Below are 20,576 nucleotides of genomic sequence, written 5' to 3' on the forward strand. Positions count from 1 at the left end.
GTAGAACGCCTTCTCAAGCCTCGCGGATGAACCGCACGGGTACCCGCTCGGTCAGCCAGACGCCGTTCTCCGCCTGGTGGAATAGGTGCCCGGCCAGGTGCATGTCGCGCGCGTCGATTTCCAGCAGAACCGGGCTGCCGTAGCGGCGGCCGACTTCCAGGGCGGTGGCGCGGCGGGCGGAGAGATGGACGTGGTGGCGGCTGCCGGGAACCAGGCCGCGCTCGCGGATGGAGTCGAGGAAGCGGCTGGCGGTGCCGTGGTAGAGCACTGCGGGCGGGACCGCGGGGGCGTAGGCGATGGCCACCGCGGCATGCGAGTGGCCTTGCACGGCGCGGATGCGCTGGCCATCGGCGGAGAGGGCGAAGCGCTTCTTGTCGTTGTTCTCGACCACCGCGCCGAGCAGCATGCGGTCGAGGGCGCGGCCGTCCCGCGCCGCGCCGGCGATCAGGGCGTCGATGTCGGCCCAGCCTTCGCCGTCCAGCGTCAGGCCGATGGCCTCGGGCTGGTGGCGAAGGACATAGCTGAGGAACTTGCTGGTGTCGTCGAGGGTTTTCCGATCCATTCCATGGTCCTTGTGCGTGCCATCCCGGCGCGGGAACCTCAGGCGCCGCCGAGGAAGTCCATCTTGCCCAGTTCGACGCCGTTGTGGCGGAGGATGGCGTAGGCGGTGGTGACGTGGAAGAAGAAGTTGGGCAGGGCGAAGCCGAAGAGGAAGTCGCGGCCGTTGAAGCTGATCTCCTGGCCGCGCACCTTGAGGGTCACGTTGCGCTCTTCGGCGCCGTCCAGTTGTTCCTCGCGGATGCCCTCGAGGAACTCGACGGTGCGGGCGATGCGTGCCTGGAGTTCGTCGAAGGTGGTTTCCGTATCCGCGTAGCTCGGCACTTCCAGCCCGGCCAGCCGCGCGCCGGCGCCCTTGGCGGCGTCGCTGGCGATCTGCACCTGGCGCGCCAGGGGGAACATGTCCGGCGCCAGCCGGGCGTCGATGAAGATGCGCGGATCGATGTTCTTCGCTTCGGCGTGGGCGGCGGCTTTCTTCAGGATCGCCGAGAGGTTGCCGAGGGTGCGCAGGAAGGTCGGGATCGAAGCCTGGTAGATCGACAGGGACATGGACGTGCTCCAGACAGGGGATAAAGGTGCGTCGAAGGCGGCGCGTCCAGCAGTCTACCCGGCTTTCACGCCAGCGCCAGGGGGCCCGCCTCGTCCCAGTGCGGATCGGCCGCCATCCGTTCGACCAGGAAGTCCAGCAGCGCCCGCAGCGCCGGCGGCATCTGCCGGCGCGAGGCGTACACCGCGTGGATGCCGAGCACCTGCGGCGACCACTCCGGCAGCAGCGCCACCAGGCGTCCGCTACGGATCAGCGGGGCTGCCGAGTACAGCGGCTGCTGGCTGATCCCGGCACCGGCGGCGGCGGCCTCCAGCAGCACGGTGGATTCGTTGGCGCTGAGACTGCCACCCACCGGCACGCTGGTCGGCTCGCCGTCGCGCTCGAACTGCCAGAGACTGCGGCCGAAGTAGGAGTAGGTCAGGCAGTTGTGCAGCGCCAGGTCCTCCGGGCGCCGCGGGGTGCCGTGGCCGCGCAGGTAGTCCGGCGCGGCGCAGATCACCGAGCGGCATTCGCCGAGGCGGCGGGCGATCAGGTTGGGGTCGAGCTGGTTGGCGATGCGCAGGGCCAGGTCGATGCGCTCCTCCACCAGGTTGACCACCTGGCTGTTGACCTGCAGGTCGATGGCGGTGCCCGGGTAGCGCTCGACGAAGGCGGCGGCGGCACGGGTCAGCCAGGCCTGGGCGAAGGACAGGCTGCTGGTGATGCGCAGAGTGCCGCGCGGGCTGTCGCGGCGGGTCTGGCCGGTGGCCTGCATGGCGTCGGCCACGGCGAGCATCTCGCGGCACTGTGGCAACAGCTCCGCGCCGGCGTCGGTCAGGCTCAGGCGGCGGGTGCTGCGGTGCAGCAGGCGTGCGCCGACCCACTCCTCCAACTCGGCGAGGTAGCGCGAGACCATCGCCCGGGACATGTCCAGACGCTCGGCGGCGGCGGTCTGGCTGCCGCTGTCGATGACTTCGACGAAGACGCGAGTGGCGGTCAGGCGGTCCATGATTCGCTCGATCCATGCAACAAAGCTGTGATTATTGCGGGGCTTTTTGCGCGCTTTCAAGCAACTAACATGGCAAGCCTCTGATCCCACTGCCTGGAGAACCGCTCATGTCGCGCCATGGATTGCTTCGTTCCCTGTTCGCCGCCGCCGCCCTGCTGGGTGCCGCCGGCGTCTTCGCCGCCAGCGCCGAACCGCTGCGGCTGGAGGTCTACAACCCCGGCGAGAAGGCGATCTTCGCCGTGTCCTCGGAACTGCTGGTGGGCCAGCGCGAGGCGATGCTGATCGACGCGCAGTTCTCCCGCGCCGACGCCGAGCAACTGGTCAAGCGTATCCAGGCCAGCGGCAAGACCCTCAGCACTATCTACATCAGCCACGGCGACCCGGACTTCTACTTCGGCCTCGACGTGCTGAAGGCCGCCTTCCCCGAGGCGAAGATCCTCGCGACGGCGCAGACCGTCGCACACATCCAGGCGACCAAGGATGCCAAGCTGGCCTACTGGGGGCCGATCCTCAAGGACAACGCGCCGACGTCGCTGGTGGTGCCGGAGCCGCTGAAGGGCGACCAGTTGAAGCTGGAAGGCCATGCCCTGAAGGTGGTCGACCTGAAGGGGCCGAGCCCGGACCGCACGGTGCTGTGGATTCCGTCGCTGAAGACGGTGGTTGGTGGCGTGCTGGTGGAATCCGGTTCGCACGTCTGGACCGCCGATACCCAGACCCAGGCCTCGCGCCAGGCCTGGGTGGCGATGCTCGACCGGATCGAGGCGCTGCAACCGCGGCGCGTGGTGCCCGGCCATTTCACCGGCGAGGAGCCGAAGGGCCTGGACGGCGTGCGCTTCACCCGTGACTACCTGAAGGCCCTGGAAGCCGAACTGCCCAAGGCCAGGGATTCCGCCGCGCTGGTCGAGGCGATGAAGCGCCGCTACCCGAACCTGCCGGGCGAGGAAGGCCTGGAGCTGAGCGCCAAGGTGCTCAAGGGCGAGATGCAGTGGCCCTGAGCCGCGCCCGCCGATAGCCGCTGATCGAGGCGTCCCCTGCGGGGCGTCTCGTGGAGACCGAGATGAACGACCTCACCCTGCATTACCTCTACGATCCGCTCTGCGGCTGGTGCTACGGCGCCTCGCCGCTGCTCGCCGCCGCCCGCGAGGTGACGGGTCTGGACGTACGCCTGCATGGCGGCGGCATGATGACCGATGCCAACCGCCAGCCGGTCGGCGCCGGTCTGCGCCACTACGTGATGCCCCATGACCTGCGGATCGCCCAACTGACCGGTCAGCCGTTCGGCAAGGACTACTTCGACGGCCTGCTGCGCGACACCAGCGCGGTATTCGACTCGGCCCCGCCGACCGCCGCCGTGCTTGCCGCCGAAGCGCTCGACGGCCTCGGCGCGGCGATGCTGGCGCGGATCCAGCGTGCCCACTACGTCGAGGGCCGGCGTATCGCCGAGCGTCCGGTGCTGCTCGAGCTGGGTGCCGAACTGGGGCTTGGCGAGGGCTTCGCCGAGGCGTTCGACGCCTGCTCCGGCGAGCCGCTGCGCGCGCACTTCGCCGACAGTCGGCGGCTGATGAACCGTCTCGGCGCCGCTGGCTTCCCGACCTTCGCCCTGGAGCGCGACGGCCGCCTGCAGGTGCTCGACACCGGGCGCTACCTCGGCCAGCCGGACGACTGGCGGGCTTTCCTCGAAACGCAGCTGCGCCTTGCCGGCGGCAGCGGTGCCGTGGGCGGGGCCGCGGCGCCGCTCTGCCGCATCGACGGTTGCGCCTGAATCCCGCCGCCGCGCAAGCGGACTGAACTTGTCCGGCTGCGTCGTCCTCCCATGTAGACATGCCCGCTCGCCGACGCGAGCGGATGTCCATCCACAGCTCCGGAGGAGTCGACATGAAGAAGACGGCATCGGCGGTCTGGCAAGGCGGCCTGAAAGACGGCAAGGGCACCCTTTCCACTGAAAGTGGCGCGCTCAAGGACAACCCCTATGGCTTCAATACCCGCTTCGAGGGCGCACCGGGAACCAACCCGGAAGAGCTGATCGGCGCGGCCCACGCCGGCTGCTTCAGCATGGCCCTGTCGATGATGCTCGGCGAGGCCGGCCTGACCGCCGAACGTATCGAGACCCGCGCCGAGGTCACCCTCGACAAGCAGTCCGACGGTTTCGCCATCACTGCCGTGCACCTGGTGCTCAGGGCGCGCGTGCCGGGGGCGGACGCGCAGACCTTCGAGCAGATCGCCAACAAGGCCAAGGCCGGTTGCCCGGTATCCAAGGTGCTCAACGCGAAGATCAGCCTGGACGCCAGCCTCGACGGCTGAGCGGAACGCTTCCCCAGCCCGGCGAACTGGCCCTGGCCTGCCGCAGTCGAATGCGGCAGGATGCGCTGCGCAGCACTCGGCTGCCAGGCATCGACGAGGAGTGACGGGTCATGAAAACCATCGGGCTGGGGATTGCCGCCTTGCTGTTCAGCGCCACGGCGCTGGCCGCGCCGAAGCCGTGCGAGGAACTCAAGGCGGAGATCGAGACCAAGATCCAGTCGGCCGGGGTGACCTCCTACACCCTGGAGATCGTGCGCAACGACGAAGTCAGCGACCCGAACATGGTGGTCGGCAGTTGCGAGAACGGCACCAAGAAGATCATCTACCAGAAGAACGACGACTGAGCCGCTGCGTTTCAGTACGGCGGGCAGCGGCTGGTCTGGAAGTTCGAACGGGCGACCACCTCGCCACGCTCGTCGCTCAGTAGCGCCAGCGCCCTGCGCAATTGCGGGCGCACCTCCAGGCGATAGCGCCGGCCCGCCTCGAAGCCGTCATAGACCACCTGCTGGTAGCAGTTGATCTGCACCGGCTCGCCGAAGCCGCCGCCCCCGCCGCCGGAACCGCCATAGAGTTCGTACTGGAAGCGCACCTCCAGCACATGGCGTCCCGGAGTGACCTGGAAGTAGCGCCCGTCGCTCAACCGCTCGCCGTCCAGGCGCTCGGCCAGCAGGGTGTTGGCCGGCGCGCTGCGCAGCTCGACCCAGGCCATCTGCGGGTCCGGCTGCGGCAGCGGTCCGGCGCAGCCGGCGAGGAGCAGCAGCGCGAGCGGGACGAGACGGGTGAGTGGACGCATGGGGCGGGCTCCGGAGGGTGTTCAGCTCCTAGCATAGCGCCCTCGCCTTGCGCCGTTCAGACCTTCGCGCAGCGCCCCTCGCGGCCGCGCGCCAGTTCCCTGTTGTCCTGGTCGTAGAGCTTCGCCCAGGGACGGAAGCCGATGTGCCCGGCCTCCAGGCGGTAGCGCTGGCCGGCGCTGAAGTCCTTGAACTTGAGGTTGAGCTGGCAATCGCGCCAGAGCGGGCTGTCCACGGGGCCGATGTTGGTCGGGTCGACGGTGAACTGGTAGCGCACCGTGAGTTCGCGGGTGCCGGGATCGACCTCGAAGTAGCGCGTGCGGTCCCAGCTCTTGTCGTCGACTTCCACGGCGGCGAGATCGGCGTCGGGCTGGGTATCGAGGTCGACCCAGGCGCGGTTCGGGTCGGGGGTGGGCATCAGCAGTGAGCAGCCGCTCAGGACGAGCAGGCCACCGGCAAGCAGCAGCGTACGCATAGAAGACTCCGAAGCTCCTTTAACCCGGCCGCCATCCGTCGCGCCTTGGAAAAACGCCTTGCGTTCCTCCGCCTCGCCGGATCGCGGACCGGTGCTGGTAGGGCGGCGGGCGGTCCGCGTGCTGTGCTATGTTCCGCCCATGCCACGCCGCCTTCGCCATCCGCTTGCTGACCTTCGACTGCCCCGTTGGGTTCCCTGCCTGGCGCTGTTGGCGCTGAGCGGTTGCTCGACCGTCTCCTACTACGGGCAACTGGCCAGCGGCCAGTTCGCCCTGCTGCGCGCCCGCGAGCCGGCCGCCGCGGTGATCGCCGACCCGCAGCGCGACGCGCGCTTGCGCGAACGCCTGGCGAAGGCGGAAAAGGCCCGGCAATTCGCCAGCGAACGCCTCGGCCTGCCGGACAACCGCAGCTATCGCCTGTACGCCGATATCGGCCGGCCCTACGTGGTATGGAACGTGTTCGCCACCCCGGAGCTGTCGCTGCAGCCGGTCACCCATTGCTTCCCCATCGCCGGCTGCGTGGCCTACCGCGGCTACTACAGCGAGGCCGCCGCGCGCGCCGAGGCGGCGCGCCAGCGGGCGCTCGGCGACGACGTCTACGTCGGCGGGGTGCAGGCCTACTCGACCCTCGGCTGGTTCGACGATCCGATCCTCAGCAGCATGCTGCGCTGGGACGACGAACGGCTGGCGACCTTGATCTTCCACGAACTGGCGCACCAGAAGTTCTACCTGCGCGACGACACCGCCTTCAACGAATCCTTCGCCACCTTCGTCGAACAGGAAGGTACCCGCCAGTGGCGCGAGTATCGTGGACTGCCGCTGGCGGACGGCCGCGAGGAGAAGCGCCGCGAGCAGTTCACCGCGCTGGTCCTGGCCAGTCGTGCGCGCCTCGAAGCACTTTATGCCGGGCCGTTGGACGATGCCGCCAAGCGTGCCGGCAAGGCTGCCGAATTCCAGCGCCTGCGCTGCGAGTACGCGGCGCTGAGCCAGCGCGAATGGGGTGGCGAGTCGCCGTTCAAGGCCTGGATCGACGCGCCGTTCAACAATGCCAAGCTGCTTCCCTTCGGCCTCTACGACCAATGGGTGGCGGCGTTCGCCGTGCTGTTCCGCCAGGTCGGCGGCAACTGGCCGGCGTTCTATGCGCGGGTCCGTGCCCTTGGCCAGCTCCCCCTGGCGGAGCGCCAGGCGGCGTTGCAGCGGCTGGCCGCCGCAGCGCCCTGACGCCTGCTCAGGCGGCGAGCTGGTCGGCGTAGCACCAGCGCGTGGCCAGCCGGCCGATCGGCCAGAGCAGCGCCAACAGGCCGACGCCGAGCAGCGCCACCAGCAGCGTATAGCCGATGCCAGCGGGCGCCAGGCCGAGGATCATCAGCAGCGCCAGCCCCCCGCCGACCGCCAGCAGCGCGACGCTCCAGAGCAGCATGGCGACCACCGCGAGCAGCAGCGCGCGGCCGGCGGCGAAGCGTTGCAGGCGCGCCGGCAGGCGCGTGCAGACGGCGCCGAAGAGCAGCGCCGCGGGCAGCGCCACGCCGCTCAGGTACAGGCCGTATAGCCAAGGCTCGTCGTAGCGCAGCAGGGCGTAGGGAAGGAACTGCATCAGCTTGAAACACAGCGTGGCGAAACACAGCGCGGCGCCCAGGGCGACCTGCCAGGCAGCGACGCGGGCTTCTTCCCCTTCGGCCAGGCGCGGCGAGTTCACCCGGCTGCCGAGCAGCACCAGCCCCAGCGGCAGCAGGCTGCCCAGGAGCAGGTAGACCCAGCTCATCGCTTCGTTGAACGCCATCAGCCAGACGCCGTAGCTGGATTGCGCCGTCACCCACTGGTAGAACGGCAGCGTCAGCGGTGCCAGGCCGATCCCGGCGAGCATGCCGCAGACCAGGTTGAGCAGACCGTAGCCGATCAGCAGCAGCGCCAGCGGGCGGAACTCGACGAGCTGCCGCTTCTCGCGGTAGGCATGCAGCACCAGCAGGTTGGCCGCCGCGTAGAACACCAGGCCGGTGAACCAGTGCGGCGCCATCAGTTGCAGGTGCTCGGAGAAACGCTGGCGGATCTCGCCGATGTCGTTGTACCACTGGATGCCCAGGCTTACGGCGAAGGACAGGCAGGTGACCAGCGCCAGCACCGCGATGAACGCATAGGGCTGGGTGGTGGCGGGCACCTCTCTGGCCGGCGGCTGCACCGGGGCGGTGGGGGTGGCGAAGGGATTGTCGGTCATGTCAGGCGTCCTTGTCTGAAACGGAGCATGGGTCAGTGGGATTCCAATACCTGCCGCAGGGCGGCGAGGTCGGCGCAGTAATGGGTCGGCTGGTGCGCGCGCAGTTCGTCTTCGCTGCCGAAGCCGTAGCCGACGCCAATGCAGGCGACACCGTTGCGGCTGGCGCCGAGCAGGTCGTGCATGCGGTCGCCGATCATCAGGCAATGCTCCGCTGCCAGGCCTTCGCTGTCGAGCAGATGGCGGATCAGTTCGTCCTTGTGCGTGCGCGTGCCGTCCAGCTCGCTGCCGTAGATCGCCTTGAAGTGACGGTCGAAGGCGAAGTGGCGGGCGATCTCGCGGGCGAACACGCCGGGCTTGCTGGTCGCGACGTAGAGCGTGTGGCCGCGTCCGACCAGGGCTTCGAGCAGCTCGGGAATGCCGTCGAACACGCGGTTCTCGTAGAGACCGGTGACCCTGAAGCGCTCGCGGTAGTGGTTCACCGCCTCCCAGGCGCGCGCTTCGTCGAAGCCGTAGGTCTGCATGAAGCACTGCAACAGCGGGGGGCCGATGAAGTGTTCCAGGCGCGCCAGGTCCGGCTCGTCGATGCCCAGGCGGGCGAGGGCGAACTGCACCGAGCGGGTGATGCCCTCGCGTGGGTCGGTGAGGGTGCCGTCGAGATCGAAGAGGATGTTCGGGTAGCGCAGCGTGGCGTCACGCATGGTAGTCCTCGGCGATGTGCAGGTCCTTGAGCTTCACGTAGTTGCCGGCGGTGTAGGTGAAGAAGCCGCGCTCCTTGTCGCTCAGCGGACGGGCCTTCTTCGCCGGGCTGCCGACGTAGAGGAAGCCGCTCTCCAGCACCTTGCCCGGCGGCACCAGGCTGCCGGCGCCGAGGATCACTTGGTCCTCGATCACCGCGCCGTCCATGACGATCGAGCCCATCCCCACCAGCACCCGGTTGCCGATGCTGCAACCGTGCAGCAGGACCTTGTGCCCGACGGTCACTTCGTCGCCGATGCTCAGCGGAAAACCGTCCGGGTTGAAGGGGCCGGCGTGGGTGATGTGCAGCACGCTGCCGTCCTGGATGCTGCTGCGCTGGCCGATGCGGATGCGGTGCATGTCGCCGCGGATCACCACCAGCGGCCAGACCGAGCTGTCGGCGCCGATCTCGATGTCGCCGACGAGCACGGCCGAGGGATCGACGAAGACCCGCTCGCCGAGCAGTGGCGTTTTGCCCTGGTAGGAACGAATGGTCACGATAGTTTTCCTCAGGCTGCGGATGCCGCCGATTGTATTTAAGATGGTCGGGTATTTCCTTAGCCAAGGTTGCCAACGTGAGCGCGAATCCCCTTCTGCAGGCCTACGACCTGCCGCCTTTCTCCTCCATTCGCCCGGAACACGTGAAGCCGGCCATCGAGCGGATCCTCGCCGATAACCGCGCCGCCATCGCCCGCCTGCTGGAAACCCAGCGCGAGCAGCCGACCTGGAAGGGCCTGGTGCTGGCGATGGACGAACTCAACGACCGTCTGGGCGCCGCCTGGAGTCCGGTCAGCCACCTCAACGCGGTGTGCAACAGCGCCGAGCTGCGCGAGGCCTATGAGGCCTGTCTGCCGGAGCTGTCGGCCTACTCCACCGAGCTGGGGCAGAACCGCGCCCTGTTCGAGGCCTACGAGGCGCTGGCGAAGAGCCCCGAGGCGGCCGGCTTCGACGTGGCCCAGAAAACCATCCTCGAACACGCCCTGCGCGACTTCCGCCTGTCCGGCATCGACTTGCCGGCGGACAAGCAGAAGCGCTATGCCGAGGTGCAGTCGCGCCTGTCCGAGCTGGGTAGCCGTTTCTCCAACCAGCTGCTCGACGCCACCCAGGCCTGGACCAAGCATGTCACCGACGAAGCCGCGCTGGCCGGCCTGACCGATTCGGCCAAGGCCCAGATGAAGCAGGCCGCCGAGGCCAAGGGTCTGGACGGCTGGCTGATCAGCCTGGAGTTCCCCAGCTACTACGCAGTGATGACCTATGCCGATGACCGCGCCCTGCGCGAAGAGGTATACGCCGCCTACTGCACCCGCGCCTCCGACCAGGGCCCGAACGCCGGGCAGAACGACAACGGTCCGGTGATGGAAGAGATCCTCGACCTGCGCCAGGAGCTGGCCGGCCTGCTCGGCTTCGCCAACTACGCCGAGCTGTCGCTGGCGACCAAGATGGCCGAGTCCAGCGACCAGGTGCTCAGCTTCCTCCGCGACCTGGCGGTGCGCAGCAAGCCGTTCGCCGCCCGCGACCTGGAGCAGCTGCGCGCCTACGCTGCCGAGCAGGGCTGCACCGAATTGCAGAGCTGGGACGCCGGCTACTACGCCGAGAAACTCCGCGAGGCGCGCTACAGCGTGTCCCAGGAGGCGCTGCGTGCCTACTTCCCGGTGGACAAGGTGCTTTCCGGCCTGTTCGCCATCGTCGGGCGCCTCTACGGCATCCAGATCCGCGAACTGCACGATTTCGAACGCTGGCACGCCGACGTACGCCTGTTCGAGATCCTCGAGAACGGCGAACACGTCGGCCGCTTCTACTTCGACCTCTATGCCCGCGCCAACAAGCGCGGCGGTGCCTGGATGGACGGCGCCCGCGACCGCCGGCGCGACGCCCAGGGCCGGCTGATCGACCCGGTGGCCTACCTGGTGTGCAACTTCACCCCGGCGGTGAACGGCAAGCCGGCGCTGCTGACCCACGACGAGGTCACTACCCTGTTCCACGAGTTCGGCCATGGCCTGCACCACCTGCTGACCCGCGTCGAGCATGCCGCCGCCTCCGGGATCAACGGGGTGGCCTGGGACGCCGTCGAGCTGCCCAGCCAGTTCATGGAGAACTGGTGCTGGGAACCGGAAGGCCTGGCGCTGATCTCCGCCCACTACGAGACCGGCGAGGCGCTGCCGCAGGACCTGCTGGAGAAGATGCTGGCGGCGAAGAACTTCCAGTCCGGGATGATGATGGTCCGCCAGCTGGAGTTCTCCCTCTTCGACTTCGAGCTGCACGCCACCCACGGCGACGGCCGTAGCGTGCTGCAGGTGCTCGAGGGCATCCGCGACGAAGTGGCGGTGATGCGTCCGCCGGCGTACAACCGCTTCGCCAACAGCTTCGCGCACATCTTCGCCGGCGGCTACGCGGCCGGTTACTACAGCTACAAGTGGGCCGAGGTGCTGTCCGCCGATGCCTTCTCGCGTTTCGAGGAAGAAGGCGTGTTCAACCCCGATACCGGGCGCGCCTTCCGCGAGGCGATCCTGGCCCGCGGCGGCTCCCGCGAGCCGATGCTGTTGTTCGTCGATTTCCGCGGTCGCGAGCCGTCCATCGACGCCCTGCTGCGTCACTCCGGGCTGGTCGGGGAGGCCGCATGAGCCCGGCGATCACCAGGAAGCGCTTCATCGCCGGGGCGGTCTGCCCGGCGTGCAGCGAACAGGACAAGATCCAGATGTGGGAAGAGGACGGCGTGCCGCACCGCGAATGCGTGGCCTGCGGCTACGCCGACACGCTCAACGCCCAGGGCCAGTCGATCCCGAAGGAGCTGGGTACGCGGGTCAACCAGAACGCGCCGAAGCCGGCCAACCCGAAGGTGCAGTCGGTGCAGTTCTTCCCCAATCCCAAGCTGAAGAAGAAGCCCGACGCCTGACCGCTCGCCGCCGACCGGCGGCGATGGCTGTGGGCCGGGGCCCGGTGCGATACTGTATCCATATACAGTATTTCGCCGGGTTCCCCTCATGAGCGCTCCCCTGCCCCCGCGCGGTCGCGGTACCGCTAGCAACCCCCTCAACCGCTTCGCCCCGACCCACAGCGAGGCCTTCGACGATGGCTGGGAGCAGGACGTGCCGCCGATCCAGCTCACCGAGGTGCGCGAGGAGATCGCCCGCACGGTGATCTCCCGCAACCAGTCGCCGGACCTCCCTTTCGATCGTTCGATCAATCCCTACCGTGGTTGCGAGCATGGCTGCATCTACTGCTATGCGCGGCCCAGCCATGCCTATTGGGACCTCTCGCCGGGGATCGATTTCGAGACCCGGCTGATCGCCAAGAGCAACGTCGCCAGCGCGCTGGAGCAGGAACTGAGCAAGCCCGGCTATCGCTGCGCGCCGATCAACCTGGGCGCCAATACCGACCCCTACCAGCCGCTGGAGCGCGAACGCCGCCTGACCCGCCAGGTGCTGGAGGTGCTGCTGCGCTTCCGTCACCCGCTGACCATCGTCACCAAGGGCTCGCTGATCCTTCGCGACCTCGACCTGCTGCGCGAACTGGCGGAGCAGAACCTGGTGGCGGTGATGATCAGCCTGACCACCCTCGACGACGAGCTGAAGCGCATTCTCGAACCGCGCGCGGCGGCGCCCTCGGCGCGACTGCGGGCGATCCGCACGCTCAGCGGCAACGGCATCCCGGTGGGCGTGCTCTGCTCGCCGATGATCCCGATGGTCAACGACATGGAGCTGGAGCGCCTGCTCCAGGCGGCGCGGGACGCCGGCGCGCGCAGCGCCGCGTACATGCTCCTGCGCCTGCCGCGCGAAGTCGGCCCGCTGTTCGAGGAATGGCTGGCGGCGCACTACCCGCAACGCGCCGAGCATGTGATGAGCCTGGTCCGCCAATGCCGTGGCGGCGAGGTCTACGACAGCCGCTTCGGCCACCGCTTTCGTGGCCAGGGACCGTTCGCCGACCTGCTGGCGCAGCGTTTCGCGGTGGCGATGAAGCGCCTCGGGCTGGACCGCCGCGAGGGCTTCGGGCTGGATTGCAGCCGGTTCGCCGTGCCGGGGGCGCAGATGGCGTTGTTCTAGCGTTTTCCCCGCGGTGCAGCATTTCGTATAGGGCGGAGTAGCGGCGGAGCGTGCCGGTGGCGATATCCGCCCTGCGGGAAGAACCGCTGCCGCCGGGAAGCCGGAAACGTCGGAAGCAGCCGTCCCGGCGAACGCTCGACCTTCAGGCCGGTCGGGTCAGCGCGCCAGCCCCCTCAACGAAACGGCGACCCGAAGGTCGCCGTCGCGTTCGTGCCGGTAACGAGGCCGATCAGGCCTTGGCGCAGCTCGGCGGCGCCCAGTCGCCCATGTCCGGGCTGTTGCAGACTTCCCGGATCATGCCCTGGCCCTGGGAGGCCACCTTGTTGCCTTCGCTTTGCGCGTCCTGGGCCTTGCGGATGGTCTGCTCGGTGGCGACCGCTTCCTTCGGCACCTTGGGATTGCTGCCGGTCTTGGGCTTGCTGCCGCCTTTCGTAGTGCTGGCGCGGTTCTCGGCCTCGGCGACCTTGGTCACCTCGGCGCGCGGTACGCCGACCTGCTGCAGGTCTTTCTCGTAGGCCTGGGTGTAGTTGCTGATGTTCTCGCCGGCACGGCCGTTGGCGGCGACCAGCAAGGCGTTGGTCTCCTGCAGGCCGCTGACGATCTCGGCCAGGCGCTTGCGCCCTTCGGCTTCGTTGATCGACTTGTTCTTGCGACCGTCGAGCAGAGCCTTGAACTGGCTCTGGTAGCAGCTTTGCGCCGACTTGGCGTAGGCCACGCTACGGTTGATCTCGACGGTGCTGCGGTCGACGTCGGTACCGTAGGAGCCGATGCGCGCGCGGTCATCGCTGATCTGCTTCTGCTTCTCCATGTAGTAGCCCGCCGCGCCGCCGGCCAGGGCGCCGCCTGCGGCAGCGAGGGCGGCATTGCGGCCGCGGTTCTCGTCGCTGGCCAGGCCGCCGGCCAGGCCGCCCAGGAGGCCGCCGGTAATGGCGCCGGTGATGGCCGAATTGCGCACTGCGTTATCGGTGCTGCGCAGGTGCGACACCGGCTCGTAGCAGGACGGGTAGTATTCCGCGCGGGTGGTCTGGGCGACCGAGCCGACGCCGCTGCTGGCGCAGCCGCTGAGCAGCACGCCGCTGGCGGTCAACAGGCAGAGCGCGTAGCGCGCCGAGGTGATCAAACGGTTTTCGCTGGGTTGGCTCATTGCATCTCACTCCTGGTTTGATGAACCGCCCGGCTGCCGAGAGGGGCCGGACGGAACTCCTTCAACGCCCGCTGGACGCGAGCAATTCCTTCAATACCGCCTCCGGCTCGGCCCGGTGCTGCTGGCGATAATCTCCGACGTGTTTGACGAACAGGGTCGCGCGCTTGACCAGGCTCTTGCCCAGAACCGGGTTGCGATTGAGTTCTTCCTGGATGCGCTGGAACTGCGCCTGGATCACCGCGTCGGTGTAACGGGTGCCGGTGGCGAGGTTGTCGATGTAGATGGCCAATGCGCCATCGAGGGCGCTGCGCCCGTTGGCGATGGCGCCGGCATAGAGCTGGGCGGTCGCCTGATCCCTGGCTGCCACGGCTTTCTCCCTGTCCTTCTTGAGGTTGGTCAGGCGTATGTTGTAGTTGTTGATCGTCTCGGCGACCAGTGCCGCCGACTGTATCAGGTTTCCGGCGGCCTCTTCGCGCTGCCGGGCGATCAACGAAACGTTACGCTTGAGTTCCTCGTTTATCTGGGCCAACTGCGCCTGCATCTGCGGGTCGCGGGTGGCGGCAATGATTCCGTCCAATTGCTTGGTGGGATCTTGAGCGTCATCGATGGCATCGGTCAATGCCGCTAGTCGGCCTTCCTTCTGCCATTGGGCGAACAGCTCGGGATAGCGCGAGCGCGGCGCGGACAGCGCGCCGATGGCGACACGGAAACCGGTGGTCTCGTTGCGCTGTTCGCTGCCGTCGGCGGCGAACAGCGGGTATTCGCGGCGCATCCCGGTGAATAGAGTCATCTCGCCTTCGAGATAGTTCCCGCCCTTCACCACGAAACCGCCATATGTGCCCTGCCGGCGACCGGCGTGGACCAGTTGGAAGGACTCCTGGACCATCTCCGCGGCATTGCCGATCACGTCGAACAGGCCCAGCGGGTTCGGCCGCTTCATCCCTACCGGCAACAGTCGCGCGGCCTGCCCGGTGCCGCCGGCGACCTGGTTGTACACCGCCCAGTCGCCCAGCGGGCCTTCCTGGTCGCTGCCCTCGACCTTGCGCGGGAACAGCCGGCCTTCCAGTTCCTGGCGGCTTACCGCCTGGCCGCCGCGCGCGGCGAACTCCCACTCGACCTCGGTGGGCAGGCGGACGAAGCCGATGCCGCCGTCCTCGGGATTCTTGCCGCGGCCGCTGACCGGCAGCAGTTCCGGGTGGTTCTTCAGCAGCCAGGCGCTGTACACCGCGCCGAAGCGTTCGGCGTCGAAGCGCGAGAGGTTGACCTTGGGCAGCCGCGCGGCCATCCCGTCCGGCACGTCGCAGGCCGGCGCCTCGCCCTGGCCGGAGAGCGCGGCCGCCTGGCTCATCACCGCGGCGTACTGGCGGGCGGTCACCTCGTACTTGCCGATGAAGTACAGCATCGGCTTCAGCGGGGTGCCGGCGGCAGGCTTCGGCAGGCTGGCGGAGAGCTTCTGCTGCCAGGCCGGTGCCAGGTCGGCGAGGCTGAACTGGCCGTTCACGTAGTCGCGCCGGTAGCCGGAGATGAACGACTGCTGGTAGCCCGCCTCGCCTTCGTTGAAGGCGTAGCCGAGGTTGACCTCGCGATCGTCGAGGGCGCCTTCGGCGAGTACGTAGACATGCCGGAAGACCATCTCGCCGCCACACGGCAGCGGCAGGGCGACGTCGTCGGCCAGCGGCTTGGGATTGTCCGGCGAGTCGCCTTCGGCCCAGGCCGGCGCGGCAAATGCCAGGCAGGCGCCGAGTGCGAGCGGAAGAATGGCTTTCTCAAACATCGCGTAATCCCTCTGCGGCTTCGATCCGCGCCGCGCGCCAGCCGCCGCTGGCGGCGGCCAGGACGCTGCACAGCAGCGTGGCGAGCAGCGCCGTCAGGTAGTGGCTGGGCAGCAGGCGGCAGACGAACTCGCCGCTCTGGTTGTCGAACAGGTGGTTCAGCGCGCCGGCCGTGGCGGCGTACAGCAGCCCGGCGAGGAACAGGCCGAAGACGGCGCTGAACAGCGCCAGGAGCATGACGAAGCCGACCAGCGCGGCGGTCGGGAAGCCCAGCAGACGCAGCACCGCCAGGGCGCGGCGCTTGCGTTCGACGGCGGCCAGGCTGCTGGCGGCGATGGCGGCGAAGGCACCGCCGATGGCCAGCGCGGCGACGATCCAGAACACCAGGCCGAGGTTGCGGCTGAGGCTGCGCACCTGGGCGATGGCCTCGGCCTGGGTGGCGACTTCCACGCCACTCGCGACGAAGTGCCGGCGCAGCCCTTCCACCGCATCGAGGTCTCGGGCGTACAGGCGGAAGCCCGGGTAGATGCGTGCGCGCGGGGTCTCGCCGGCCTTCCCCGGCCAGCCGTAGGCGGCCACCGCGCGACCGTCGCGATAGTCCTCGGCGGCTTCCAGCAGGGCCAGCGGGGCGAACAGCGCGTCGCGGGCGAAACGCTCCTGCGGCAGCACCGCGAGCACATCCAGCTCCAGGCGCTGGCTCTGTGCCTGGCCATCCATGCGCCGGCCGATGCGCGCGACGATGCGCTCGCCAGGCTGGGCGCCGAGTTTTTCCGCGGCGCCGTGGCTGAGCACCACGCGGGTCGGCCGGTCGGGTTGCGGCAGGCCGGCCAGCAGCGGGTCGCCGGCGGCGCTGGGAATCATCTCGACGCTCAGGGCGGTCTCGCCGCCGCCGCTGAGGTCGGCGGTGGCGGCGATCTGCCGGGTGCGCGGCACGGCGAAGGCGACGTCCGCGCGTGCGGCCAGGGCGGCGATGTCCTCGGCACGGTAGCGGGCGCCGCCGACCGGAATGATCTCGCGCACCGAAGGCGCGCGCTCCAGCCGCTCGGTGAGGGTGCTGACCAGGCCGTACTTGAGGCCGAACAGCACCAGCAGCGGGGTGATCACCGCCGCCAGGGCGAAGATCGCGCAGAGCGACAGGCGCGCCTCGCCGCGGTAGTCGGCCCAGGCCAGCGAGAGCAGCAGGCCGGCGCGCATCAGCCAACTTCCTCGAGGCAGGCGCCGACGCTGTCGTCGGCCTCGCGTTGCCAGCGGATGGCCAGGACTTCCAGGCCGGCGGCGCGAGCCAGGCGCTCGTCGTGGGTGGCGACCACGGTGCAGGCGCCGCGCTCGCGGGCCTGCTCCACCAGCAGGCGCATCACCCGTTCGGCGTTCAGCGGGTCGAGCGCCGCGGTCGGCTCGTCGGCCAGCAACAGGCGCGGCGCATGCGCCAGGGCGCGGGCGATGGCGACCCGCTGGCGCTGGCCGACCGACAGCGCCGCCGGTTTCTTGTCCAGCTGGTCGCCGATTTCCAGCCGCTCGGCCAGCGCCTGCACGCGCTCGGCGGACGGGGCGCCGAGCAACGCGCAGGGCAGGCCGATGTTGCGCCGCACATCGAGGAACTCGAGCAACCCGCCGCTTTGCAGCACGTAGCCGCAGTGCTGCCGGCGCAGCGCCGCCAAGCGGTCCTGGCGGCCGTCGCGCCAGAGCGCGGCGATGTCCTGCGGGCGTTCCCCGGCGAGGAATTCGAAGCGCCCGCCCGGGTCCGGCGCCAGGGCCAGCGCCAGCAGGTCGAGCAGGGTGCTCTTGCCGCAGCCGCTGGGGCCGACGATGGCCAGCTGGCGACCCGCGCGCAATTCCAGCGCCGGCACCCGCAGGCGGTAGCGCTGGCGACCGGCGCCGTGGCTGCGGGCGACCTCGTGCAGGCGCAGGATCATGGCAGCGTCGACAGCGGCACGCGGTACAGCGCGTCGCCGGCGTCGGCGTCGCCGAACCGGACCCAGTTGGCGACGTCGTTGTGGAAGGTTTCGTAGAGGCGGATCTTCGACTCCAGTTCGTCGATGAAGTCCTGCTGTTCGGCGACGCTCAGCGACAGCCAGAGGTCCTGGGTCATGTTCAGCGACTTGCTGCGGTACGGCAGGCCTTCCAGGTATTCGCCGAGCACGCCGCTCTGCGCCAGGTTGCTGCCCTTCACCAGTTGCGCCGGGTCGCGGCTCATGTAGGCGCTGGCGCTGGCGATTTCCTGGAAGAAGTCCTTGGGCGAGGTCTGGGTACGCTTGGCCGCGTCGACGATCAGTTTCAGCGACTGTTGCAGTTCGTTGAGTTGCAGCTTGCTCAGCAGCACGCAGACCTGGAACGCCGGCAGCGCCGGGTTGGTCAGGTCACGGTCGGCGGTCCAGGCGGTGACGACCTGCGGCGCGCGCACCGGGTCGCGGCGACCGAGGAATTCCATCTGCATGGCGTAGCCGATGGCCGCCGACTTGCTCGCCACGCTTGGCGCGGCGTCGAAGCGCGGCGCCTGCGGCTTGCGGTTGCCGGCGTCGTGGACCAGGTCGGCGAACACCGTGCCGATCTCCTTCACCGTGTTGCCGAAGGCGTTCACCTCGCCGCCGGCCACCGGGATGTAGAGGTCGGCGATCTTCGGGTTGGCGTCGGCGGTGAGGCTGCGGTACTGCTGCTCGGCGTAGCCGTGGTTGTTCTTCCCGGCCGGGGTGCGCAGGTGCAGGGCATAGATCTTCACGCCCTTGCGCAGCGCCGCCTGGCGGACCTCGGCCTCGTTCATCTGGGTGCGCCCGAGCGGGTCGTTCTTGCGCAGCGCGCCGGCGTCGGTGACCAGCAGCACCACGCGCCCGGCGTAGGGCGACCAGTCCATTTCGTCGACCGCCTGCATGATCCCGGCGAAGGCGTCTTCGTTGAACGAGTGGCTGGAAACGTCGGTGGCGCGCACCTGGCTGCTCAACTCGGCGAAGCGCTGCGCGTCGTTGCCCGGTTGCAGCGGCACCAGGGTCTTGCTGACGTATTCCAGGCCGGGGGTCTTGTCGGTGTTGTTGCGGAAACCGACCAGGCCGAAGCTGACCTTGTCCAGGTCGCCGCGCTCGCCGATCTGCCGCTGCAGGCCGTCGATCACCTCGCGCACGCGGTCGATGTAGGGCTGCATCGACACCGAGGTGTCCACCACCAGGACGATGCCGGTGCGGAAGGTGTCGCTCGCCGCGCCGCTGGCGCCGCCCTGCCCGGCCTGGCCCGGCGCCTGGGGCGCCGCGGCGCTGCCGCCGGGGTCGATCGAGGCGACCTCCAGCAACTGCGCCGGCTGGCCGTCGGCGTCGAAGCTTTCCTTCGAGTCGAAGATCGGCAGCAGGTAGAACTGGTCCTGGGGGATCGCCCGGTCGTTGGGCTCGACCGCGACCACCTGCGGATCGCCCTTGTGATCCACCGCCTGGGTCAGGGTGTCGCGCGCTGCGCGGGTATCGCCGAGCAGGCGCTCGACCTGCTCGGCGCTGTTGAGGAACATCACCGGCGCGCGGCCGGAGCGTTCGGTGAACTTCAGCACCAGGCTCTGCTTCCAGTCGCTCACCGCGCTGGCCGGCAGCCAGCCGTCGCCCTCGCCGTTGCTGGAGGCGCCGACGCGCAGCCAGGGGCTGCCGCCGACCTGCTTGCGGGCGTACACGTAGAGCACCGAGAAGGCCGGCACCGCGCCGGCCCGGGGCGGGCCGCCAGCCTCGGCGGAGATGGCCGCGCCGGGTTTGGTCAGGACGCGCTGGAACAGGGTCTTCTTGCCTGGCATCAGCAGCGGACGCTCGCCGCCGTCCTGTTCGGCATCGGCCACCGGGGTCTGCTGCTGCGGCTTGTCCGCCGGCGTCTGTCCCAGCGGCGCTGGATCGGCAGCGCTCGGCGCGTCGCCCGAGCCCAGCAGCCACCAGGCGCCGCCGCCGATCGCCAGGAGCACGGCGGCCGCGGCCGCGGCGGCGGCGATCAGCGGCGTGCGGCTGCCGCCGGCACGCGGCTTTGCCGGTGGCAGCGGAGGCGGCGGGGGCGATGGCGGTTTCGCCGCTTGCGATGGCGGAGGCGGGGGCGGCGTGGCGCCGCCGGCGCTGGGCGTGACCGGCGGCAACTGGATCGATACCGGTTGCAGGCCGCCGAGGTCGGCGGGCGGCATGGGCGCGGGTTCGGCCGGCGGCGGGTTGCTCGCTCGCGGCGAGCCCTGCGGCGTCGCCAGCGGACGGATCTGGGTGGCTTCCAGGGCGCTCGGCGCCAGGCGGTCGAGGGCGGCGATCAGCGCGCCGGCGGTTGGGAAGCGCTCGGCCGGGTCCTTGGCCAGCAACTGGCGCAGGATGTCCTGGTAGCGGCCCTGTTCGATCGGCAGTTCCGGCAGCGGCTCGGTGAGGTGGGCCAGGGCGGTGGAGAGCGAATCCTTGCCGTTGTAGGGCAGCTTGCCGGTGAGGATCTCGTAGAGCACCACGCCCAGCGCGTAGAGGTCGGCGCGGCCGTCGATCTCCTGCCCGCGGGCCTGCTCCGGGCTCATGTAGCTGGGGGTGCCGACGGCGAAGCCGACCTGGGTGAACTGGGTATTGTCCTCGATCGACTTGGCGATGCCGAAGTCCGAGAGCACCGCGGTGCCGTCGGCGCGGAACAGGATATTGGCCGGCTTCACGTCTCGATGCACCAGGCCCTGGGAGTGCGCGTAGCCGAGCGCGGCGGCCACCTGCCGTACGTAGACCAGGCCCAGCTCGGGATCGAGGCCCTGCTGGATGCGCTCCTTGAGCGTGCCGTTGGGCAGGTATTCCATGGCCATGTAGTAGCAACTGCCGACGTTGCCGATGTCGTGGATGGTCACCGTGTTCGGGTGCGACAGCCGCGCCAGGGTCCGACCTTCGCGCAGGAAGCGTTCGGCGAAGCTCGGGTCGGCGGCCAGCGCCGCGGCCATCACCTTCAGCGCCACCTTGCGCTGCAGCGAGCGCTGGGTGGCCAGGTAGACCGTGGCCATGGCACCTTCGCCCAGCTCGCGTTCGATGTCGAATCCCGGAAGTTCTATGTCCATG

General features: G+C 69.2%; 21 protein-coding genes. 8 read left to right on the forward strand and 13 right to left on the reverse strand.

Translation table 11 applies throughout. The annotated features are described in order from the left end of the window. Positions 1-13: 13 nt before the first annotated feature. The 3 genes from JHD77_RS25905 to osaR form a co-directional block, all read right to left on the reverse strand. A complete protein-coding gene (locus JHD77_RS25905; protein ID WP_003111523.1) occupies positions 14-562 on the reverse strand; it encodes an RNA 2'-phosphotransferase in 549 nt (182 codons plus the stop codon). A 38-nt stretch (positions 563-600) separates the two neighbouring features. After that, positions 601-1,107 (reverse strand): DUF1993 domain-containing protein, encoded by a 507-nt coding sequence (locus JHD77_RS25910; RefSeq protein WP_003083593.1) that lies wholly within the window; start codon positions 1,105-1,107, stop codon positions 601-603. 65 nt (positions 1,108-1,172) lie between these two features. Next, on the reverse strand, positions 1,173-2,093 hold the full coding sequence (gene osaR / locus JHD77_RS25915; protein ID WP_003128174.1) for an oxidative stress response transcriptional regulator OsaR: 921 nt from the start codon (positions 2,091-2,093) through the stop codon (positions 1,173-1,175). 107 nt (positions 2,094-2,200) lie between these two features. Between osaR and JHD77_RS25920 the strand changes: the two genes are divergently transcribed. The 4 genes from JHD77_RS25920 (at position 2,201) to JHD77_RS25935 (ending at position 4,738) form a co-directional block, all read left to right on the forward strand. After that, positions 2,201-3,088 carry an MBL fold metallo-hydrolase gene (locus tag JHD77_RS25920; RefSeq protein ID WP_003083599.1) on the forward strand — a complete coding sequence of 296 codons (888 nt, stop codon included), beginning with the start codon at positions 2,201-2,203 and terminating at the stop codon, positions 3,086-3,088. Between the two features lie 62 nt (positions 3,089-3,150). Then, positions 3,151-3,855, forward strand: a complete 705-nt coding sequence (gene dsbM / locus JHD77_RS25925) for a disulfide reductase DsbM (protein ID WP_003111521.1) — start codon at positions 3,151-3,153, stop codon at positions 3,853-3,855. Between the two features lie 83 nt (positions 3,856-3,938). Next, positions 3,939-4,394: an OsmC family protein gene (locus JHD77_RS25930; RefSeq protein ID WP_003118563.1), complete on the forward strand. Its 456-nt coding sequence runs from the start codon at positions 3,939-3,941 to the stop codon at positions 4,392-4,394. A gap of 110 nt (positions 4,395-4,504) precedes the next feature. Beyond that, positions 4,505-4,738 (forward strand): DUF1161 domain-containing protein, encoded by a 234-nt coding sequence (locus tag JHD77_RS25935; protein ID WP_003083610.1) that lies wholly within the window; start codon positions 4,505-4,507, stop codon positions 4,736-4,738. 11 nt (positions 4,739-4,749) lie between these two features. Here JHD77_RS25935 and JHD77_RS25940 read toward each other — a convergent pair whose 3' ends face one another. Further along, on the reverse strand, positions 4,750-5,187 hold the full coding sequence (locus JHD77_RS25940) for a PA0061/PA0062 family lipoprotein (RefSeq protein ID WP_003083612.1): 438 nt from the start codon (positions 5,185-5,187) through the stop codon (positions 4,750-4,752). 56 nt (positions 5,188-5,243) lie between these two features. Then, positions 5,244-5,660, reverse strand: coding sequence for a PA0061/PA0062 family lipoprotein (locus JHD77_RS25945; RefSeq protein ID WP_003083614.1), 417 nt, complete (start codon positions 5,658-5,660; stop codon positions 5,244-5,246). A 91-nt stretch (positions 5,661-5,751) separates the two neighbouring features. On the opposite strand from JHD77_RS25945, the gene JHD77_RS25950 reads away from it, so the two are divergent. Beyond that, a complete protein-coding gene (locus JHD77_RS25950; protein WP_049950140.1) occupies positions 5,752-6,879 on the forward strand; it encodes an aminopeptidase in 1,128 nt (375 codons plus the stop codon). A gap of 7 nt (positions 6,880-6,886) precedes the next feature. On the opposite strand, the gene JHD77_RS25955 is transcribed toward JHD77_RS25950, so the two are convergent. From JHD77_RS25955 to JHD77_RS25965, 3 genes are read right to left on the reverse strand one after another with little or no spacing between them, the layout of a single operon-like run. Continuing rightward, positions 6,887-7,870, reverse strand: a complete 984-nt coding sequence (locus JHD77_RS25955) for a hypothetical protein (RefSeq protein WP_003114660.1) — start codon at positions 7,868-7,870, stop codon at positions 6,887-6,889. A 32-nt stretch (positions 7,871-7,902) separates the two neighbouring features. Next, on the reverse strand, positions 7,903-8,568 hold the full coding sequence (locus JHD77_RS25960; protein WP_003106611.1) for an HAD family hydrolase: 666 nt from the start codon (positions 8,566-8,568) through the stop codon (positions 7,903-7,905). After that, positions 8,561-9,103 (reverse strand): gamma carbonic anhydrase family protein, encoded by a 543-nt coding sequence (locus JHD77_RS25965; RefSeq protein ID WP_003106612.1) that lies wholly within the window; start codon positions 9,101-9,103, stop codon positions 8,561-8,563. Before JHD77_RS25965 ends, JHD77_RS25960 begins: the two co-directional genes overlap by 8 nt. A 77-nt stretch (positions 9,104-9,180) precedes the next feature. Between JHD77_RS25965 and prlC the strand changes: the two genes are divergently transcribed. From prlC to JHD77_RS25980, 3 genes are all read left to right on the forward strand, one after another. Further along, positions 9,181-11,226, forward strand: coding sequence for an oligopeptidase A (prlC, locus tag JHD77_RS25970; protein ID WP_003106613.1), 2,046 nt, complete (start codon positions 9,181-9,183; stop codon positions 11,224-11,226). Continuing rightward, positions 11,223-11,498, forward strand: coding sequence for a YheV family putative zinc ribbon protein (locus JHD77_RS25975; RefSeq protein ID WP_003083624.1), 276 nt, complete (start codon positions 11,223-11,225; stop codon positions 11,496-11,498). Before prlC ends, JHD77_RS25975 begins: the two co-directional genes overlap by 4 nt. 88 nt (positions 11,499-11,586) lie before the next feature. Beyond that, complete coding sequence (locus JHD77_RS25980) at positions 11,587-12,645, forward strand: PA0069 family radical SAM protein (RefSeq protein WP_003083628.1); 1,059 nt, start codon at positions 11,587-11,589, stop codon at positions 12,643-12,645. A gap of 229 nt (positions 12,646-12,874) precedes the next feature. Here JHD77_RS25980 and tagQ read toward each other — a convergent pair whose 3' ends face one another. The 5 genes from tagQ to ppkA all read right to left on the reverse strand — a co-directional run bounded on the left by tagQ (position 12,875) and on the right by ppkA (position 20,575). Then, positions 12,875-13,789, reverse strand: coding sequence for a type VI secretion system-associated lipoprotein TagQ (gene tagQ, locus JHD77_RS25985; RefSeq protein ID WP_003106614.1), 915 nt, complete (start codon positions 13,787-13,789; stop codon positions 12,875-12,877). A gap of 61 nt (positions 13,790-13,850) precedes the next feature. Beyond that, positions 13,851-15,563, reverse strand: a complete 1,713-nt coding sequence (gene tagR / locus JHD77_RS25990) for a type VI secretion system-associated regulator TagR (RefSeq protein WP_003106615.1) — start codon at positions 15,561-15,563, stop codon at positions 13,851-13,853. After that, on the reverse strand, positions 15,556-16,755 hold the full coding sequence (gene tagS / locus JHD77_RS25995) for a type IV secretion associated ABC transporter permease TagS (RefSeq protein WP_003158496.1): 1,200 nt from the start codon (positions 16,753-16,755) through the stop codon (positions 15,556-15,558). The genes tagR and tagS overlap by 8 nt, the downstream gene beginning before the upstream one ends. Further along, entirely contained in the window at positions 16,755-17,474 is a 720-nt protein-coding gene (gene tagT / locus JHD77_RS26000; RefSeq protein WP_003114657.1) for a type IV secretion associated ABC transporter ATP-binding protein TagT, read from the reverse strand. Before tagT ends, tagS begins: the two co-directional genes overlap by 1 nt. Then, complete coding sequence (ppkA, locus tag JHD77_RS26005; RefSeq protein WP_033943335.1) at positions 17,471-20,575, reverse strand: serine/threonine protein kinase PpkA; 3,105 nt, start codon at positions 20,573-20,575, stop codon at positions 17,471-17,473. Before ppkA ends, tagT begins: the two co-directional genes overlap by 4 nt. Position 20,576 lies beyond the last annotated feature (1 nt).

It is taken from the genome of Pseudomonas sp. P20 (assembly GCF_016463925.1).
Taxonomy (GTDB): domain Bacteria; phylum Pseudomonadota; class Gammaproteobacteria; order Pseudomonadales; family Pseudomonadaceae; genus Pseudomonas; species Pseudomonas aeruginosa.

Bases quoted from the DNA above. Each gene is read 5' to 3' on its own strand.
- JHD77_RS25905 (WP_003111523.1), bottom strand. From the start codon at position 562: ATGGATCGGAAAACCCTCGACGACACCAGCAAGTTCCTCAGCTATGTC.
- JHD77_RS25910 (WP_003083593.1), bottom strand. From the start codon at position 1,107: ATGTCCCTGTCGATCTACCAGGCTTCGATCCCGACCTTCCTGCGCACC.
- osaR (WP_003128174.1), bottom strand. From the start codon at position 2,093: ATGGACCGCCTGACCGCCACTCGCGTCTTCGTCGAAGTCATCGACAGC.
- JHD77_RS25920 (WP_003083599.1), top strand. From the start codon at position 2,201: ATGTCGCGCCATGGATTGCTTCGTTCCCTGTTCGCCGCCGCCGCCCTG.
- dsbM (WP_003111521.1), top strand. From the start codon at position 3,151: ATGAACGACCTCACCCTGCATTACCTCTACGATCCGCTCTGCGGCTGG.
- JHD77_RS25930 (WP_003118563.1), top strand. From the start codon at position 3,939: ATGTCCATCCACAGCTCCGGAGGAGTCGACATGAAGAAGACGGCATCG.
- JHD77_RS25935 (WP_003083610.1), top strand. From the start codon at position 4,505: ATGAAAACCATCGGGCTGGGGATTGCCGCCTTGCTGTTCAGCGCCACG.
- JHD77_RS25940 (WP_003083612.1), bottom strand. From the start codon at position 5,187: ATGCGTCCACTCACCCGTCTCGTCCCGCTCGCGCTGCTGCTCCTCGCC.
- JHD77_RS25945 (WP_003083614.1), bottom strand. From the start codon at position 5,660: ATGCGTACGCTGCTGCTTGCCGGTGGCCTGCTCGTCCTGAGCGGCTGC.
- JHD77_RS25955 (WP_003114660.1), bottom strand. From the start codon at position 7,870: ATGACCGACAATCCCTTCGCCACCCCCACCGCCCCGGTGCAGCCGCCG.
- JHD77_RS25960 (WP_003106611.1), bottom strand. From the start codon at position 8,568: ATGCGTGACGCCACGCTGCGCTACCCGAACATCCTCTTCGATCTCGAC.
- JHD77_RS25975 (WP_003083624.1), top strand. From the start codon at position 11,223: ATGAGCCCGGCGATCACCAGGAAGCGCTTCATCGCCGGGGCGGTCTGC.
- JHD77_RS25980 (WP_003083628.1), top strand. From the start codon at position 11,587: ATGAGCGCTCCCCTGCCCCCGCGCGGTCGCGGTACCGCTAGCAACCCC.
- tagQ (WP_003106614.1), bottom strand. From the start codon at position 13,789: ATGAGCCAACCCAGCGAAAACCGTTTGATCACCTCGGCGCGCTACGCG.
- tagR (WP_003106615.1), bottom strand. From the start codon at position 15,563: ATGTTTGAGAAAGCCATTCTTCCGCTCGCACTCGGCGCCTGCCTGGCA.
- tagS (WP_003158496.1), bottom strand. From the start codon at position 16,755: ATGCGCGCCGGCCTGCTGCTCTCGCTGGCCTGGGCCGACTACCGCGGC.
- tagT (WP_003114657.1), bottom strand. From the start codon at position 17,474: ATGATCCTGCGCCTGCACGAGGTCGCCCGCAGCCACGGCGCCGGTCGC.
- ppkA (WP_033943335.1), bottom strand. From the start codon at position 20,575: ATGGACATAGAACTTCCGGGATTCGACATCGAACGCGAGCTGGGCGAA.